The sequence below is a fragment of the Methylobacterium sp. E-046 genome, from assembly GCF_022829625.1.
GTDB classification, from domain to species: domain Bacteria; phylum Pseudomonadota; class Alphaproteobacteria; order Rhizobiales; family Beijerinckiaceae; genus Methylobacterium; species Methylobacterium longum.
Map to the genome: position 1 here is coordinate 1 of NZ_JAKSYP010000273.1, position 17234 is coordinate 17234.

Annotated in this window: 18 protein-coding genes; 1 reads left to right on the forward strand and 17 read right to left on the reverse strand. The window is 69.9% G+C overall.

The window, feature by feature from the left end:
• A partial coding sequence (locus MKK82_RS29600) for a TCP-1/cpn60 chaperonin family protein (RefSeq protein ID WP_279603349.1) occupies positions 1–187 on the reverse strand: 187 nt, incomplete at its 3' end.
• Positions 188–286: 99 nt separating this feature from the next.
• Complete coding sequence (groES, locus tag MKK82_RS29605; RefSeq protein WP_238290049.1) at positions 287–574, reverse strand: co-chaperone GroES; 288 nt, start codon at positions 572–574, stop codon at positions 287–289.
• A gap of 390 nt (positions 575–964) precedes the next feature.
• Here groES and rsgA point away from each other — a divergent pair, with 390 nt between their 5' ends.
• Entirely contained in the window at positions 965–1999 is a 1035-nt protein-coding gene (gene rsgA, locus MKK82_RS29610) for a ribosome small subunit-dependent GTPase A (RefSeq protein WP_238290048.1), read from the forward strand.
• Between the two features lie 370 nt (positions 2000–2369).
• Here the strand turns inward: rsgA and MKK82_RS29615 are convergent, their stop codons facing one another.
• The 15 genes from MKK82_RS29615 to MKK82_RS29685 all read right to left on the reverse strand — a co-directional run bounded on the left by MKK82_RS29615 (position 2370) and on the right by MKK82_RS29685 (position 16987).
• A complete protein-coding gene (locus MKK82_RS29615) occupies positions 2370–3182 on the reverse strand; it encodes a class I SAM-dependent methyltransferase (protein WP_238290047.1) in 813 nt (270 codons plus the stop codon).
• 303 nt (positions 3183–3485) lie between these two features.
• A complete protein-coding gene (locus tag MKK82_RS29620; protein ID WP_238290046.1) occupies positions 3486–3782 on the reverse strand; it encodes a cytochrome C oxidase subunit IV family protein in 297 nt (98 codons plus the stop codon).
• The gene (locus MKK82_RS29625; protein ID WP_238290045.1) at positions 3779–4471 is read right to left on the reverse strand and encodes a cytochrome c oxidase subunit 3; all 693 of its coding nucleotides are present in this window, start codon (positions 4469–4471) and stop codon (positions 3779–3781) included. The genes MKK82_RS29620 and MKK82_RS29625 overlap by 4 nt, the downstream gene beginning before the upstream one ends.
• Positions 4468–6165, reverse strand: coding sequence for a cytochrome c oxidase subunit I (gene ctaD / locus MKK82_RS29630; RefSeq protein WP_238290043.1), 1698 nt, complete (start codon positions 6163–6165; stop codon positions 4468–4470). The genes MKK82_RS29625 and ctaD overlap by 4 nt, the downstream gene beginning before the upstream one ends.
• 34 nt (positions 6166–6199) lie before the next feature.
• Complete coding sequence (gene coxB / locus MKK82_RS29635; RefSeq protein WP_243987681.1) at positions 6200–7279, reverse strand: cytochrome c oxidase subunit II; 1080 nt, start codon at positions 7277–7279, stop codon at positions 6200–6202.
• A complete protein-coding gene (locus MKK82_RS29640; protein ID WP_238290041.1) occupies positions 7267–7779 on the reverse strand; it encodes a hypothetical protein in 513 nt (170 codons plus the stop codon). Before MKK82_RS29640 ends, coxB begins: the two co-directional genes overlap by 13 nt.
• 13 nt (positions 7780–7792) lie before the next feature.
• On the reverse strand, positions 7793–8770 hold the full coding sequence (locus MKK82_RS29645; RefSeq protein WP_238290040.1) for a hypothetical protein: 978 nt from the start codon (positions 8768–8770) through the stop codon (positions 7793–7795).
• Positions 8767–9294: a c-type cytochrome gene (locus MKK82_RS29650; protein ID WP_238290039.1), complete on the reverse strand. Its 528-nt coding sequence runs from the start codon at positions 9292–9294 to the stop codon at positions 8767–8769. Before MKK82_RS29650 ends, MKK82_RS29645 begins: the two co-directional genes overlap by 4 nt.
• Complete coding sequence (locus MKK82_RS29655; RefSeq protein ID WP_238290038.1) at positions 9291–9818, reverse strand: DUF3341 domain-containing protein; 528 nt, start codon at positions 9816–9818, stop codon at positions 9291–9293. The genes MKK82_RS29650 and MKK82_RS29655 overlap by 4 nt, the downstream gene beginning before the upstream one ends.
• Complete coding sequence (gene nrfD / locus MKK82_RS29660) at positions 9815–11173, reverse strand: NrfD/PsrC family molybdoenzyme membrane anchor subunit (protein ID WP_243987682.1); 1359 nt, start codon at positions 11171–11173, stop codon at positions 9815–9817. The genes MKK82_RS29655 and nrfD overlap by 4 nt, the downstream gene beginning before the upstream one ends.
• Positions 11170–13974 (reverse strand): 4Fe-4S dicluster domain-containing protein, encoded by a 2805-nt coding sequence (locus tag MKK82_RS29665; protein WP_243987683.1) that lies wholly within the window; start codon positions 13972–13974, stop codon positions 11170–11172. The genes nrfD and MKK82_RS29665 overlap by 4 nt, the downstream gene beginning before the upstream one ends.
• Positions 13962–14621 carry a cytochrome c3 family protein gene (locus MKK82_RS29670; RefSeq protein ID WP_238290035.1) on the reverse strand — a complete coding sequence of 220 codons (660 nt, stop codon included), beginning with the start codon at positions 14619–14621 and terminating at the stop codon, positions 13962–13964. Before MKK82_RS29670 ends, MKK82_RS29665 begins: the two co-directional genes overlap by 13 nt.
• Positions 14622–14730: 109 nt before the next feature.
• Entirely contained in the window at positions 14731–15630 is a 900-nt protein-coding gene (locus MKK82_RS29675) for a beta-xylosidase (protein ID WP_238290033.1), read from the reverse strand.
• Between the two features lie 5 nt (positions 15631–15635).
• The gene (locus MKK82_RS29680) at positions 15636–16400 is read right to left on the reverse strand and encodes a TIGR04290 family methyltransferase (protein ID WP_238290032.1); all 765 of its coding nucleotides are present in this window, start codon (positions 16398–16400) and stop codon (positions 15636–15638) included.
• Positions 16397–16987 carry a histidine phosphatase family protein gene (locus tag MKK82_RS29685; protein ID WP_238290031.1) on the reverse strand — a complete coding sequence of 197 codons (591 nt, stop codon included), beginning with the start codon at positions 16985–16987 and terminating at the stop codon, positions 16397–16399. The genes MKK82_RS29680 and MKK82_RS29685 overlap by 4 nt, the downstream gene beginning before the upstream one ends.
• Positions 16988–17234 lie beyond the last annotated feature (247 nt).

The following is a 17234-nucleotide window of genomic DNA, read 5'->3' on the forward strand; positions in this document are numbered from 1 at the left end:
CGAGTTCGATCTCCTTGGCGACCGTCACACCGTCCTTGGTGATGCGCGGGGCGCCGAAGCTCTTCTCGATCACGACGTTGCGGCCCTTCGGACCGAGCGTCACCTTCACCGCACTGGCGAGCAGCTCGACGCCGCGCAGCATCTTCTCGCGGGCATCGACCGAAAAGCGAACGTCTTTAGCGGACATGTTGAGGGCTCATCATCTGTCGTTTTAGCCCCGAGGCACGCCACAGCGGGCGCCTCGAAGGGCAGGTCGAGGATCAAGGCCAGTGAGGCCGGATCGGCGCTAGGCGACGATGCCCAGGATGTCGGATTCCTTCATGATCAGCAGGTCCTGACCGTCGATCTTGACCTCGGTGCCGGACCACTTTCCGAACAGGACGCGGTCGCCGGCCTTGACGTCGAGCGGGTTGATCTTGCCCGCCTCGTCGCGCGCACCCGGGCCGACGGCGACCACCTCACCCTCCTGCGGCTTCTCCTTGACCGTATCGGGGATGATGATGCCGCCCTTGGTCTTCTCCTCGCCTTCGATGCGACGGAGCACCACGCGGTCGTGCAGCGGCCGGAAGTTCATTGTGAAATCCTGATCGTTCCCAAGCGAGATCCAGCCGACATGGCTGGCGCTATCGCGGGACAAGGCAGCGGCGAAGCAGATCATCGGCGCCCGATCGGCCCATCTTTAGCACTCTCGACGTGGAAGTGCTAACCCCTTCTCTCGGGGCCGACGTGTAAATTTCAGATACTGGAACGCCGCGTCTCCGCCGATGATCGGATACGGGAGTCTTGAGACTGGCTGCGCCGTCGGGGGCTCTTGGTGCGACTGGGAGGGACCAACGCGCCGACACGCCTTTCCGCGGGATTCTACATGGTCAACCGGATCGGCACCGTGGAACGATCTCGCGTTCAGTGAGGCTTCATTAGGAGGCTGGCTGCAGAGGGCTGGCCAGGCGCGTGGTGCCATGCCATGGGCAGGGCGGTGATCAATCATCTCACCGCCCTCCAGTCCGTGCCGCTCTCAAAGCTGGGGTGGTCCGACTTCTTCGAGGACCAGCGAGAACCCGACGAGGCTGTATTCGCCCCGATGCGGATCGCTGCGATCCACCGCTCCCGCCTGACCGCGTTATCGGAAGTCGGATCGGTCGAGTTGACCTTGGCCGCTCCTGCCGACGCGGGCGACCTTACGGTCGGCGATTGGGTACTCGTCGACCCGGTGACCCAGACACTGCATCGCCGTCTCGGCCGCAGGACGGTGATGGAGCGACGCACGGAGGGCAGCAGGACTCTTCAGGCCGCTGCGGCCAATGTCGACACGCTGTTCATCGTCACCTCCTGCAACGCCGACTTCAATCCCGCACGCCTGGAGCGCTATCTCGCCCTCGCCAATCAGGGCGGCACGGCCCCGGTGATCTTGCTCACCAAGGCCGACACGACGGACGATCTGGGAGCCTACCAGCGCCAAGCGTCCCAGCTGCAGCGCGGGCTCGACGTCGTCACCGTCAATCCCCGGCTCCCAGCAGCCGCGGACATGCTCGCTCCATGGTGCGGCTCGGGGCGGACCGTGGCGCTGGTCGGCTCCTCCGGGGTCGGCAAATCGACTCTGGTGAACACGCTGGTCGGCGCAGGTGAGGGGCCGGCTCAGCAGACCGGAGGCATTCGGGAGCACGATGCGAAGGGACGCCACACGACCACGTCGCGTTCGCTGCATGCCATTGCCGGCGGCGGCTGGGTCATCGACACGCCGGGAATGCGAACGCTGCACCTCAGTGGCGCCGCGGAGGGGATCGAGACGCTGTTCGCTGAGATCGTCGAGCTCGCGCCCTTGTGCCGATACCGTGACTGTACGCACGCCCATGAACCCGGCTGTGCCGTGAGCATCGCGATCAGTGAAGGCAAGATCGAACCGGAGCGTTTGGTCCGGTGGCGCAAGCTCTTCGATGAGAACCGGGACAACACGCCGACATCCGTGGGACCGCGCGGCCGTCAGCGTGCCAGCCGTTAGCCTCGGCGATCACACTCGGCAGGTGTGGATGCTGTGAGGCAGCGCGGAAATCGTTCGTCGCGACAGAGCCGCGTCGGCAGCCGCATGCCCGTTCGACCGTCTCATCGCCTCCGAAGCAGACCGACGGCTTCCGGCCAGGTAGGGCCGGCCGCTCCGCGTGGCGCGGTTAGTCATTGCGTTGGATCGCCGGCCTGCTCCGGCGCGGACATGCGGTGCCAATGGGCCGATCCGGCGCCGACGCGCACAACGGACGTAACAGGAGCTGGATCGTACCCTCGGTTGTGGCGATGACCCGGATGCGTGCAAGCGATCTGGGCCGAGACGGGAAAACTGATCTGCGGCCGCACTGAGCGCTGTGCTGAACGGCCGATCACCGGCCTGAGTCGAAGACGATGGCGCGCATGCGACCTTCGATCGGCCCCTGACCGAAGCGCGTCGCCAGGGACTCGGCCACCCGCCGGGTGGCCTCCGGTAGACCAGTGGGATTTCGCGCCATGATCTCGCCTCGCAAGGGCGTTCCCTGGCAGTAGGCCACGGCCGGCCCGTGCGGCGAGGGACTCCGACTTACGTGTTCGACCACCTCCGCCTTCACATCGGAGAAGCCGGCCTGTTTCAGTGCCGTGGCCATGCCGACGGTGTCGCAGTGGCCGTACGGCGTGCGCACGAGAAATCGAGGCGGATCGGCCGGGAAGAGTTCGGCGAGCGATTGCGTGACCGTGTCGGCGAAGTCATTCGCTCCGATGGAATCCCAGACGCTGAAAATCAGCCGTCCTGATCGCTTCAGGACGCGCCGGGCCTCTCGAAACGCCCGAAGCGGCTCGGGGAAGAACATGATCCCGAACTGGCACAGCACAACGTCGAAGGTCTCAGCAGCGAAAGGCAGAGCTTGGGCGTCGGTCTGCAGCCACTCGATGGGCCGGGTCTGACCCACACGATCCCGGGCGACGGCGAGCATGGCCGCGTTCAGATCGGTGGCGACCAAACGCGTCGTCGCGGGCAAGGCCGTGGCGAGCCTGCGGGTGACGACACCCGTGCCGGCGGCAGTCTCCAGGACGCTCCTCGGTACGAGCTGCCTCACCCGGACGGCCGCATCGCGGGCATAAGGCTCGAAGATCAGGGGAACGAGGTGGCGCTCGTACAGATCCGGGATCGAACCCGTGAATGCTTTGTCCGCCGCTGCCATTCGGCGTCCTCCCAAACACCGGCGTGAGCAGATCATGAAGCCGCAGGCTCAGGCTCGCAAGCGGCCATCGCGAAGGTGGCATGTGGAACGCCCTCTGCCGTTCACGGGGGCTGACCGGACCGGCCAGCATTCATTCGGAGGGTTCGGGAGGATCGGCCAGGCGAGAGGGCTGCACCGGTCGCGAAACGCGGCGGACCTCGACGGGGCCCTGAGGCTCAGCAGGCTCGACAATGCGGGTGAGACCGCGCCGATCACCCTGGAGCGGCGCGGCAAGATCGATGAAGCACGCGGGACGAGGTGTCCTCAGCTCCGCGTCAGACGGCTCAGCACGTCGGCGAAGGTCAGCGTGAACAGAATCGCCGACCAGAACAAGCCGCAGGCCGCCGTGAGGCGGATGAGGGCGGAGGCCTCGATCAGGCGCATGAACAGCAGCGCCACCAGCGCCGCCTGCGTCGTGGCGATTCCGAAGCTCACGGCCGCCGTCCAGGGGCCGAGCGGCGCGTAGGCCAGGGCGCACGCGACCGCCAGCAGCGCCATCAGACCGAGCCAGACTGGCAGTACCCGGCGCCAGACCGCGCCTGCGGAAACCGGCGCGCTCATCCCGGCCGCCCGACGAGGTAGAGGGCCGGGTAGAGGAACAGCCAAACCATGTCGACGAACCCCCAGTAGAGCATCGTCACCTCCACCTGCGGATTCCCAGGCAGGCGCTCCGGATGCCGCCAGCCGATCCAGATCAGCCGCGCAACGAGCCCGATGCCGACCGTCAGATGGACGCCGTGGATGCCGGTGGAGAGCCAATAGAAGCCGAAGAACAGCTGCGCGGAGGGCTCGGGGAGCTTGAATCCCCGCCCCGGCACGAGGTGCTCGGCGATATCGTCGCGGTACTCCATGCCCTTGACCGCCAGGAAGGCGAGGCCGAGCGTCGCCGTCGCCACGAGACACCACTGAGTGAGCCGGCGCAGCGGCACGTGCTCGGAGGCCAGCGAGGCGGCGGCGGCGCTCAGGCCGCTGGTGAGCAGGATCGCGGTGTTGAGGGTGCCGTAGACGATGTTCGTTTCGCGGGCGGCCGTCGCGAAGGCCTCCGCGTGCTCGGCCCGCACGGCGGCGTAGAACAGGAACAGCGCCCCGAAGAACAGCACCTCGCTGGCGATGAAGATCCAGATGCCGAAGGTGGCGCCGAAGCGCTGGTAGGACAGCGCCTCCTCCTGCGGGAGCCCCAGCCCGTCCCAGGGTTCGCGCAGGAACTCCGCGTGCAGCGGCGCTTCGGTGGCGATCGCGGGGTCGGTCACGTGAGCGAGCCCTGCGAGGGGATGCGCGGCTCGTCGTGCAGCGGGGCTGCGCCCTCCGGGTGGTAGTTGTAGGGCTTGGCGAGCACGGCGGGGCGGCCGAAGAAGTTGACCCGCGGCGGCGGCGAGGTGGTTCGCCATTCGAGGCCCGAGGCGTTCCAGGGGTCGTTCACCGCCCGGGCGCCGAAGAACAGCGACCACGTCAGGTAGCCGAGCGGCATCAGGTAGGCGGCCGCCAGCACCGCAGCACCCGAGGAGGAGAGCACGTTCCAGACCTGAAACTCCGGCGGGTAGACGTGGTAGCGCCGCGGCATGCCGAGATAGCCAGCGATGAATTGCGGGAAGAAGGTCAGGTTGAAGCCGAAGAACATCAGCACTGCGGCGAACTTCGCCCAGGTCTCCGGATACATGCGACCGGTGAACTTCGGCCACCAGAAGTGCAGGCCGGCGAAGTAGGCCGACACGGTCGCGCCGACCATGATGTAGTGGAAGTGGGCGACGACGAAGTAGGTGTCCTGCACGTGCACGTCGATCGGGATGGAGGCCAGGAACAGCCCGGTCAGGCCGCCGACCGTGAACAGCCCGATATAGCCCAGCACGTAGAGCATCGGCGATTCGAACCCGACCTGCCCGCGGTAGAGCGTGGCGGTCCAGTTGAACACCTTGATGGCCGAGGGCACGGCGACCACGAAGGACAGGAACGAGAAGATCAGCGCCGCGTAGGGCGACATGCCCGAGGTGAACATGTGGTGGCCCCAGGTGAAGAAGCCGATCACCGCGATCGCCACCAGGGCGTAGACCATGAAGTCGTAGCCGAAGATCCGCCGCCGCGCGAAGCAGGTGATCACCTCCGAGACGATGCCCATGCCGGGCAGGAGCATGATGTAGACGGCCGGATGCGAGTAGAACCAGAACAGGTGCTGGAACAGGATCGGGTCGCCGCCCTTCGCGGGATCGAAGATCGGCAGGCCCAGGGATCGCTCGGCCACCACCAGGATGATGGTCAGCGCCAGGACGGGGGTCGCGAGCACGAAGATGATGCTCGTCGTGTACATGGCCCATACGAACAGCGGCAGACGGAACCACGTCATCCCGGGCGCCCGCAGCAGGTGCGTGGTGGCGATGAAGTTCACCCCCGTGGCGATGGTCGAGAAGCCCGAGACGAACACCCCCAGCACGCCGATGGTCACGGCCGTGTTGGAGAAGGTGGTCGAGTAGGGGACGTAGAAGGTCCAGCCGGTGTCGATGCCGCCAGCCAGCACGGCGGTCGCGGTGATCAGGCCGCCAATGACGTTGAGGTACCAGCTCGCGAGGTTGAGCTTCGGGAAGGCGAGGTCCCGCGCCCCGATCATCAGGGGGAGCAGGAAGTTGCCGAAGGTGGTGGGGATCGACGGGATCAGGAAGAACCACACCATGATCACGCCGTGGAGCGTGAACAGCTTGTTGTAGGTATCGGCGCCGACGAGGTCGGCCTGCGGCGTGAACAGCTCCAGCCGCACCAGCGTGGCGGCCGCGCCGCCGATGAAGAAGAACAGGGTGACCGACAGCGCGTAGAGGATCGCGATGCGCTTGTGGTCGGTGGAGGTCAGCCACGATCCGAGGGTGCCGCCGGCCGACAGGTAGCTCTCGGGCAGGCCGAGGGCCAACTCGTCCGGGTCGGCGAGGCTCGCCGGGCTCTCGGCGACGCGCGTGCTCATGCGGGCACTCCGGTTCGGGATGCTGGTGCGGAGGTCACGGCCGCACCACGGGGCCGGCGGGGGAGGGCGTGTCGGCGACGGGGGCGCCCGGCACCATGGCGGGGCTGCGCTCGGACTGGGCACCCGGCACGCGCGACGACAGCGGCGGCACGCCCGGCGTGCGGACCTCCCGCGGCCCCGCGCCCAGCGAGCGGATATAGGCGGTCAGTTCCTGGATCTCGCCGTCCGAGAGCAGCCCCTCGTAGCTCGGCATGACCGGGGCGTAGCCCGCCACGACGTCGCGCTTCGGCTGGAGGATCGAGTCGCGCACGTAAGCGGCATCGACCGTGGCGAGTTTGCCGCCGTCGAGCTGCACGGCCTGCCCCCAGATGCCGGCGAGGTTCGGGGCATGGACCGTCGAGCCCGGCGCGTGGCAGCCCGAGCAGCCCTTCTCGGAGAACAGACGTTCGCCCTGGTGGGCGAGGTCGTCGCCCTCGGGCTGGGCCGAGAGCCAGGCCGCGTAGTCCTGCGGCTCCATGACGATCACCCGGCCGAGCATGCGGGCATGGTCGGTGCCGCAATACTCGGTGCACATGAGCTGGAAGGTGCCGGTCTTCGTCGCCTGGAACCACGCCTCGGTGGTCTGGTCCGGCACGGCGTCGCGCTTCAGCCGGAAGGCCGGGATGTAGAAGGAATGGATCACGTCCTGCGAGGTCAGGACCAGGCGCACCGGCACGCCCACCGGCACGTGCAGCTCGTTGATCTCGCGGGCGCCGTTCGAGGCCTGCGTCTTCCACATCCACTGCTTGCCGACGACGTGGACCTCCAGGGCGTCCTTCGGCGGCGAGAAGGCGCCGATCTCGGCCGAGGCGGCCCACCAGAAGATGAAGACGAAGACGAACAGGGTGGCGGCGGTCCAACCGATCTCGAATTCCCGGGAGACCACCTCGGGGAGCGGCCCCCGGTCGGCGTTCGAGCCCCGGCGGAAGCGGATCGCGAAGGTGACCACGAGGCCGACCACGAGGAGCACGATGGCCGCCGAGACAAGAGTGAGGCCGATGAAGATCCGGTCGACCTTGGCGGCGTGTGTGGAGGCGGCGACCGGCATCAGCCAGGCGGGCATCAGCGATCCCATCGGCGCCCCACCTCGGAGGCGGCGCGTTGCACGGTGCCGGGTTGCCCGTCCGGCGACATCACGGTGCTCGACGCGCCGCCGCGGCTGCCGAGGGGCGGCACCTGCTCGGGCTGGGCGGGCGCAGCGAACCCGGCATCGCCCTCCGCGGCCAGCCGGGCCATCGCCGCCGCGACCGGAATCCGGGCGATGCCCTTGTCCCGGTCGACCCAGGCGTAGCCGGAGAGCCGCGCCTTCTGATCCCGGAGGAGGGCGGCGAGGTCGCTCGCGGGCGCCCGCTGGAGCTGCGGCTGCGCGAAGGTGCGGGGTGGCCGCATCAGCGGCAGGTCGACGGTCAGCGTGTAGTAGAGGCGCAGGCCCGCGAGCGTCGCGCCCACGAAGACGACGATGAACAGGCCGGTGAGCAGCACCGGGCGCAGCGCCAGGGCGGGCGCCTCCGTGCCGGGACGGGCGTGGCCCACGGCGTCGTCGTGAACGCCGGTATGAAGCTGGCCATCGGCCACGGGGGAGGGCTGATCAGGTATGGCGCGGCCTCCCGGCGGCCCGGATCCGGGCGAGGCGGCGGGTGATCTGGCGACCCACCGGCGCCGACAGCAGGGCCAGCAGCGCGGCGCACAGGGCAGCCCAGGCGGCAGCCGGACCCGCGCCGGCCTCGTAGGCGGGCAGCACGTACCACGCGAGGTGCAGGGCCACGCCGATCAGGGTGAGGAGACCGACCACCCGCAGGGACGCGACGCTCCGCCGGATCCGCCCGAACAGCAGGGCCGCGAAGGGCAGGAGCCCGCCGGCGGCGAGCGCCGCGAGGAGCACCGCGATCCAGGGGCCGGTTCCGCGCCTCAGGTACCAGACCGACTTCTCAGGCAGGTCGCCGTACCACGCGACGATGTAGGACATCAGGCTCAGGTAGAGGACGCCCAGAAGGGTCGCGAGGATCAGACCGGCCAGGTCGGCGGCGCGCTCCGCGTCGAGCCCCGGCGGGCTCGCGAGCGCCGCCCAGGCGAGCGCCGCCAGGATCTGGTGGAACGCGACGTTGGCCGCGAAGGCCGATGAGGTGAAGTGCGGCTCCACCGAGAGGATCCAGTCCACCGCCACGAGGCTGATGGTGAGCCCGTAGAAGCTCAGGCCCAATGCCGCCGCGAGGGGGGAACAGCGGCCCGCGAGGCACAGCAGCGCGAGGACCGACCAGCCGACGAGCGTCACCGCGGCCCGCAGGTCGAACAGGGCCGGGTCGAGGTAGAGTTCGGCGACCCCCGGCTTCACCGTGCCGGGGTCGGCGGCCCAGGGATACAGGGCGGGGAGACTGAGCGCCACGCCGAGGAAGGCCAGGGCGGCCAGCGGTATCAGGCCGGCGGCCGGACGCAGGGCGGGCGCCAGGGCCTCGCCCCAGCGGCCACCGGTCACCCGGTGGATCAGCATCAGAACGAGGCTGCCCACGGGAACCGCGCTCCAGACCAGCCAAGCGACGAGCCAGCCGCGGGCGAGATTCGCCATCATGGCAGCTGCTCTGCGAGACCGGGGACGTCCGCGACCCGCGCGCCTTGCGAGAGCTGAAGCGCCCGGATGTAGGCGGCGATCGCCCAGCGGTCCCGGGGGGCAACCCGGGCCGCGTAGGGGTACATCACGCCGTAGCCCCTGGTGATCACGTCGACGAAGTACCGGGCGGGCGCCGCCCGCAGGCGGTCCTCGTGGTAGGAGGGCGGCGGCGGGAAGCCGCGCTGCACGACCATGCCGTCGCCGTGGCCTGAATAACCGTGGCAGGGGGTGCAGATCGCCTCGTAGCGTTCCTTGCCGCGGGCGAGCAGGGCTGCGTCGAGGTGCGGCGGCGTGTCGAGGCCGGCATCATAGGCGGCATCGCCCTGCGCGACGGTTCCGGCCGGCGGCGTCTGCGTCTCGGCGCCGCCCGGGAAGAGCGGCGCCGTGCCGTAGACCTCGTAGCGGTTCTGTACCCGCATCGATTGGTCGTCGCAGGCCGTCAGGCAGAGGGCCGGGAGGGCGGCGAGGAGGAGCGCGCGCCTCATCCGTGCATCTCCGAGACGAGCAGCGCGCCGGCCTCCTCCAGACGCCGGCGCAGGGGCGCAGGCGCGTCCTTCGGCGCCACGAGGAGCAGGAAGCGATCCTGGCTCGCCCGCTCGAACTGCGGCATGTCGTGGACCGGGTGGTTGAGCCGCGGCAGGCCGCAGGACCAGAGCATCGCGGCGAAGCCCGCGACGGCCGCCGCCAGCACGCCGAACTCGAACGGCACCAGGGTGAAGACCGGCCAGGAATGGAGCGGCCGGCCGCCGGAATTCAGCGGGTAGGCGTAGACCGCGCTGTACCATTGCAGCCCGTACATCGCGGCCGCCGCCCCGAAGCCCGCCAGAGCCATGACGGGCCGCACCGGGTTGCGCGCGGGTTCGAGGGCGCCCGACAGCTCCTCGAGCGGGAAGGGCGTGAAGGCGTCGAGCAGGCGGTGGCCGTCGGCCCGGGCGAGCCGCAGGGCCCGCACCAGCGCGTCGGGGGTCTCGAACTCGGCCAGCAGCGGCTTGGTGGACGGCCTGCTCATGCGGCAGCCCCCTCGTCGTGGCTGATCTGCCGGACCTCGTGCATCGAGATGACGGGTAGGATCCGCACCAGCACGAGGAACCCGAGCACGAACAGGCCGAGCGGCCCGAACAGGATCGCGAGGTCGTAGAGGCTCGTGTGATAGGTCCGCCACAGGCTCATGGCGTGGCCGTGCGAGAGCGTGTTCCACACGATCAGGATACGCTCGAACCACATCCCGATGTTGATGACCACCGAGATCCCGGCGAGCACCCAGAGGTTGCGCCGCGCGAACGGGAACCACAGGGCCTGCGGCACGACGCAGTTGCAGGCGATCAGGGCGTAATACAGCCAGCAATAATCGCCCACGAAGAAGTAGCGCACGACATCGCGGTCGGCAGGCTCGCCGCCGTACCAGGCCATGAACCACTCGGTGGCGTAGGACAGGGTCATGACCACGCTGGCGAACAGCATGACCTTGCCCATGACGTCGAAATGGGCCGGCGTGATCACCGCCTGGAGGTTCAGGCCCCAGCGGATGAAGATCGCGATCACCACAACCATCGCGAAGCCGGAATACATCGCGCCGACGACGAAGTAGGGGGGGAAAATGCTCTCCTGCCAGCCGGGCATCAGGCTCGCCGCGAAGTCGAGGCCGACGATGGAGTGGACCGAGCAGACCAGCGGCACCGCGAGCGCCGCCATGGTCTTGTGATAGGTCTCGTAGACCTGCCAGTGCCGGGCGGAGTTGCGCCAGCCGAGGGCGAGGGCGCCGTAGATGACCTGCCCGGCCCGGGTGGTGGCCCGGTCGCGCATCGTGGCGAGGTCGGGCAGGAGGCCAGTGAACCAGAACAGGGCCGAGAACAGGATGTAGCTGAGGATCGCCCAGAAATCCCACACCAGGGCCGAGCGCCATTGCGGCCAGAGCTCCATGGTGTTGGGGTAGGGCGCCAGCCAGTAGGCGTAGAGCGGCCGCCCGAGATGGATGATCGGGAAGATCCCGGCGATCCCGGCGGCGAACAGGGTCATCGTCTCGGCGAAGCGGTTGATCGAGGCGCGCCAGCGCTGGCGCGTGAGCAGCAGCATCGATGAGATCAGCGTGCCGGCATTGCCGATGCCGATCCACCAGACGTAGTTGGCGATGGAGAAGCCCCAGACCACGGTGGTGTTCACCCCCGAGAGCCCGATCCCGACGGTGAGCACCGCGCCGATCGCCCCGAGGGTCACCAGCACGAAGGGCAGGGTGGCGAGCAGGGCGTAGAACCAGAGCCTGCCGGGGCCGCGCTTCTGGATCGGGTCGGCGATCGCCGCCGAGATCGCGCCGTGGCTGAGCTGCGCCGGAACGATCCAGCGAGGGGCCTGCGCGCCTCCGGTCATGTCCGGCCCCCGAGGTCGGGGTTCGGGGCGTGCAGGTCGGCGAGGTAGGTGGTGCGCGGCCGCGTGTTCAGTTCCTCCATCAGCGCGTAGTGCCGGGGGTCCCGGCGCAGGGCCAGGATCGGGTCGCCCGACTTCGCGAGGTCGCCGAAGGTGATCGCCCTGGTCGGGCAGGCGGACTGGCAGGCGGTGACGACCGGATCCATGGGCCGCCCGTCGCGCTCGGAGGCTTGGCGCTCGTTGGCGATCCGCTGGATGCAGTAGGTGCACTTCTCCATCACGCCGCGGGCCCGGACCGTGACGTTCGGGTTGTGCTGCGCCTTGATGCTCTCGGCGCCCATGGTGGCGTAAGGCTGCCCGTCGGCATAGCCGAAGAAGTTGAAGCGCCGAACCTTGTAGGGGCAGTTCGCCTCGCAGAAGCGCGTCCCGACACAGCGATTGTAGACTTGGAGGTTCAGCCCCTCGCCGTCATGGACCGAGGCCGCCACCGGGCAGACCGGTTCGCAGGGCGCGTGCTCGCAATGCATGCACGGCACCGGCTGGAAGCCCGCCCGCACCGCGTCGGGCGTGCCGGAATCGTAGAGGTCGACCCGCAGCCAGTGCATCATCCGGCCCCGGGCGATCTCCTCCGGCCCGACGACCGGCACGTTGTTCTCGGACTGGCAGGCGACGACGCAGGCGTTGCAGCCGATGCAGGCGTGCGTGTCGATCACCATGGCCCAGGCATGGCCGTCGGCGTCGCCCCTCCAGGGGTCCAGCAGGCTCGGCTGGCCGGCGCCGCTGCCTTTGGGCGCTGCCTGGGCAAGATCAACCAAGGCGATCTGCCGGAAGAGCTTCCTCGTCTCGCCCTCGATCTGCGTGTAGGTCTGGGTGCGCAGCACGTTGCCCCGCCGATCGGTCTTCGCGAGGTTCACGCCGGACAGCAGCCGCGGGGCCGCCGTGGTGGCGAGGCTGTAGCCGTCCGCACCGACGCCGTTGCCGATGGCCCCGGCCCGGGGGCGGCCGTAGCCGAGGGTCAGGGCGCCGGCCCCCTCGGCGACGCCGGATTCCACCGCCACCAGCACCTCGACCTGCCGCCCTCCCAGCCCGAGCGTGACGACGTCGCCGGCCTTGAGCCCGCGGCGCGCCGCCTCGCCCTCAGACAGCGCCAGGGCGTTGCCCCAGACCTGCTTGGAGACCGGCTTCGGGCATTCCTGCAGCCACGCATTGTTGGCGTAGCGGCCGTCGTACAGGCAGGGATCGGCGCGCAGCTCGATCGCGAAGCCGGCATTCGGGGACGCCGGCAGGGATGGCAGCCGCGCTGCGCCGGGCTCGACCGGCGCAGCGGCGCTGTCTGGGATCACCCCATCGTGGAGCGCCCGGCGCCACCAGCCCTCGAAATTGCCGCCGCCCTGATCGTGCCACGTCGCCCGGACGATGTCGTAGCCGGCCGTGGCAGGCTCGCCGGCCAGCAAGGACAGGATCTCGTGGGCCGAGCGGCCGCCGTAGAGGGGCCGGACCAGGGGCTGAACGAGGCTCGCGGTGCCGTCCAGCGCGCGCAGGTCCGACCAGCTCTCGAGCGCGTGGGCCAGCGGCAGGTGCCAGTGCGTGGCGCCCGCGGTCTCGTCGCCGTGCAGCCCGGCATGGAGCGAGAAGCCGGCTCGGCCGATCTTCTCCGCGAAGGCGAGGTCGGCGGGCGCCGTATGAGCCGGGTTGCAATCGAGGATCGCCAGGCAGGAGACCGCCCCCGCGTCGAGATCCGCCGCCAGGGTGGCGAGATCGGCGGGCGCACGGTCGCCGGCGACGTCGAGCGGGACGGTGTAGGTGATCGGCGCCTTGAGCCGCCCGTTGATCCAGTGCCCGAGGGCGTGCAGTTCCGGGGGCAGGGCATCGCCGACGAGGACCAGGGCGCGGCCCTCGGCTCCGCGCAGATCCGACGCCGCGGCCGCGGCGAACCGGGCCGCCTCCGGAGGCAAGTCGGGGGCGGGGAGGGCGGCGCCCAGATGGTTGGACAGGGCGGCCAGGAGGGCGCCCGCGTGGTGGGGGTGAAGGGCATAGCGGGCGTCGGCCTTGATGCCGGTCTGGGTCAGCGCGGTCTCGGCGACGTAGATCCGGCCGAACCGCGCCGAGTCGCGGCGGCGGTCCATGAGGGCACGGCTGAACCGGATCTGGTCCGGGCTTGGCCCGAGGGGATCGGCGCCGATGCAGAGAATCGTCTCGGCCCGACCGGGATCCGGCAGCGCCCGCAGGGGACGGCCGAAGGCGAGCTCCGCGCCGCGCAACGCGGCGGCGTCGTTCAGAGGCTCGTGGACGTGCCAGACCGCCTCCGGCATCGCCTGCAGTAGAGACGCGATCTGGTGCAGGAGCGTCGGCGACGTGACGTGCCCGGTGAGCAGGCGGAAGCCCTCGCCCTTGGCCCGGCGCGCCTGCGCCAGGGGGACGGCCAGGGCCCGCCCGACCATGTCCCAGGAGGCGATGCCGTTCACCCGCTCGGTCACGGTGCGCGAGCGGTCCGGATCGTAGAGGTCGAGGATCGCTGCCTCGGCGAAGACGTCGGTGGCGCCCCGGCTGCCCGGGTGCAGCGGGTTGCCCTCGATCTTGATCGGCCGCCCGTCCACCGCGATGGCGTGGACGCCCCGCGCCCAGCCGCCGAGCGACAGGGCAGTGGCGTAGCGTACCGGCACACCGGGCAGGAGACGCTCCGGCGCGACCACGTAGGGCACGAGTTCTTCCGAGGGCTTCGAACAGGCGCCGAGGCCGAGAGCGATGCCCGCGGAGAGCAGGCCCAGGGCCTCGCGGCGGGAGGGGACGCTCAGCGGTGGCATATGGAGCACTCGCTGAGCCGCTCGGGGCTCTTGATGTGATAGGCCTTTACCAGCTGCGCGCCGGCCGCTCTCTGGTCCGGCGGGGGCGTCCAGTCCATGTCGAACACCGCCTCGCGGGGGCGAAGGTTCGGAGCCGGGTCGCGGTGGCAGTCGAGGCACCAGCCCATGGTGAGCGGGGCGACCTGCCGGATCAGCTTCATGGTCTGCACTTCGCCGTGGCAGGTGGTGCAGCCGACGCCCTTGGCCACGTGAACGGAGTGGTTGAAGTAGACGTAGTGGGGCAGGGTATGGACCTTGCGCCACAGGAGCGGACGTCCCTCGGCGAGGCTGGTCCGCACCGGCGCCAGCATCGGCGCGTTGGTCCAGATCTGCGAGTGGCAGCTCATGCAGGTCTCGGTGGGCGGGATCCCCGGGAAAGCGGCCTTCTCCACCGACGTGTGGCAGTAGCGGCAATCGATCCCGAGGCCCCCAACATGGTGCTCGTGGCTGAACGGGACCGGCTGCTCGCGGGTCACGTCCTGCTGGGTGGCGTAGGGCGACCGCCAGAACGCGTAGGCGAGGCCCATGGACAGGACCGGGACCACCGCCACCGCGGCGAGGACGACCCGCGCGACCGTGTCGGCACCCGGACGGAAGATCTGCACCATTCCGGGCGTCCACCTCCCCGCGGCGTCGAACCGTCAGGAGCGTCGGGCGACCCTTCGTGCCGCGGCTCCGCGTTGACGGATAGCCGCTGTCCCCGGATCGATCGCCAATCTATGTTGGCGCGCCCGGCGCGTAGCGCTGGACCATGGCGGTGCAGAACTCCGCGAACTCGGCGCGGACCAGCGGCGCGCTGGTGTGATGGGGCGAGATGCCCCGGTGCTCGGGCGTGAAGCAGAAGGTGACGGTGACGTCGAACTCGTCCAGCGCGGCCATCTGACGGTCGAACCAGTCGAGGGCGCCGGGGCGAAAGCTGTCGGCCCAGGACAGGCCGGTGCGCAGGTGACGGACACCGAGCCGCCGCATCCACGCCACGGCCTCGTCGAGCCGGTGATCCTCGAAGTGGAACCACTGGCACAGGCCGATCTCGGGGGTGTGGCGGGCGAAGCTCTCGAGGGCGATCTTCGGGGTGCCGTCCTGGCGCAGCAGGCCCATGTGGAAGTGCCGGTAGTAGGAGGAGCCCTCGGCCTCCTTGTGGCGGGTGGTGGCCTCCCATTCCCGCGGCAGGTCGTAGAGGCTGTACCAGTGGATCCTGGGGGCCCGGCCGGAGAGCAGCTCCAGGGTCCGGCGCAGGCCCCAATCCTGAACCTCCTCGGCGCCGAAGGTCGAGACGCCGACCTCCGAGACCCAGACCGGAAGGGTCGTGACCGCGCGGATCTCGTCGACCTTGGCTGGCCAGTCGTGGATCGACCACAGGTTCCAGTCCAGGGGGAAGCCGTGAACCGCCACGGCGTCGACGGCGTCGAGGACGCCGCGCTCTTCCATGTTGCGGATGAAGAGGGGATCGATCGGCGAGATGCCGCCGAGCACGCGGGTCAGGGCCGGGTTCGCCGCCCGGATCGCGTGGCCCGCCTCCTTGACCATCTCGGCGAAGAGCAACCAGTCGGGGTCGATCTCCGGGTCCCAGTGCGACTTGTTGTTGGGCTCGTTCCAGAGCATCACCGAGTCGATCATCGCGCCTACCTGCGTCCTTGAGTATCCGCCCGCGCCGGATATTCGGCCCCCAATCCGTAGGGGACCGGCGCGGCGCGACAGATGTAGACTTCAGCCTCGGGCTGGCCCGCGATGGAGAAGCCGCTCGCCCGCAGCATCGCCTCGATGCCGGCGCGGTTGGGGATCCACCAGTTGGTCCAGTCATGCGCGTAGGCGCGTTCGACGAAGTGCATCCGCGGGTATCCGGGCCGCTCGAACTGGTCCATGTCCCAGAAGTCGTAATCCTCCGCTACCGGCTCGACGGCGCGGCTGCCGCGCAGCATCGACTGGAACACCATGAGGTCGCCGGCCACATGCTCCCGGATCAGGTCGAGGGCGAGCAGCGGGTGGCGCAGGTGGTAGAGCACCCCCATGAACAGCACGACGTCAAACCGCTCGCCCAGGGTGCCGACGTCGTAGACCGAGAGGTTACGGAACTCGATGTCGTAGCCGAGATGGGCCGCGGCGAAGCGGGCCTGGGCGAGGTATCGCTCATCCGAGTCGACGCCCAGCACGCGCGCCGCGCCGCGCTGCTTCATCGTAATGGCATAGAAGCCGCCGTTGCAGCCGATGTCGAGGACGCTCTTGCCGGTGAGGTCGGCGGGGATCGCGTGGGCGAAGCGACGCCACTTCACCCCCGGGTAATCGCCGAGGAAATGGTCCGGGGCGGTCCAGACCCCGTCGCCGAGGTCGAGGTTGTGAAACCAGGGGCCGAGGGCGTCGGCCCGCCGGCGCAGGTCGGAGGCCGTCATGGTGCGGTCCGTTCGTTGAGGGAGACCACCCGTCCGCCACCGGGCCAGAGGGCGAGTTCGCTGCAGGAGGCCGGATCGACGACGATCCGGTCGTAGGCGTCGAGGCCGAGGCCGAGGACCTTGAGGAGGGCCGCCCGGATCACGTCGGCGTGGCTCACCAGGATGACCGGCGCGCCGTCCTCGGTGAAGCGATCGAGGACCCGGCCGATGCGGGCCTGCGCCTCCGCCATGCCCTCGCCGCCCGGCGGGCGGGCAGTGGCACGCTCGGTGTTCCAGATGGCCCAGAGGGGATCGGCCGCCAGCGCCTCGAAGGTGCGGCCCGTCCAGTCGCCGAACGCGACCTCGTCGAGGTCCGGCTCGGTCGTGGCGGTGAGGCCGAGGGCGGCGGCGATCGGGGCCGCGGTTTCCGCCGTGCGCGCCCGGGGGCTCGTCAGCAGCGTGCCGGCGCCCGTCCCGGCAAGACGGCGCGCGACGGCCCGTGCCTCGGCGCGGCCGAACTCGCCGAGGGAGACGCCGCGCATGCGACCACACAGGATCCGGCCAAGCCGGTCATGGCTGCCGTGGCGGACGAGGAAGACCCGCCTCATGCGAGGCTCGGGCGGGCTGGAGGCCGCGCGCGGATCCCCGCGCCCCGCCTGGGCGGAGCGGGCATCACGCGCCCCTGTCGGGGCCGGCCGAGAAGCGGCGGCCAGGGGAGCGGGGGCGGCACCGGGCGGTTTCCCGGCGGCATCGCCCTCTCACCGTCGCTCCGGCCGCGCCTGCGCGTCCGGCAGGCGTGACGGGGTGCCTGCGGGCGACTCCCCACGCGCCGGGAGGTGGGGGCTCGGCCCCAAC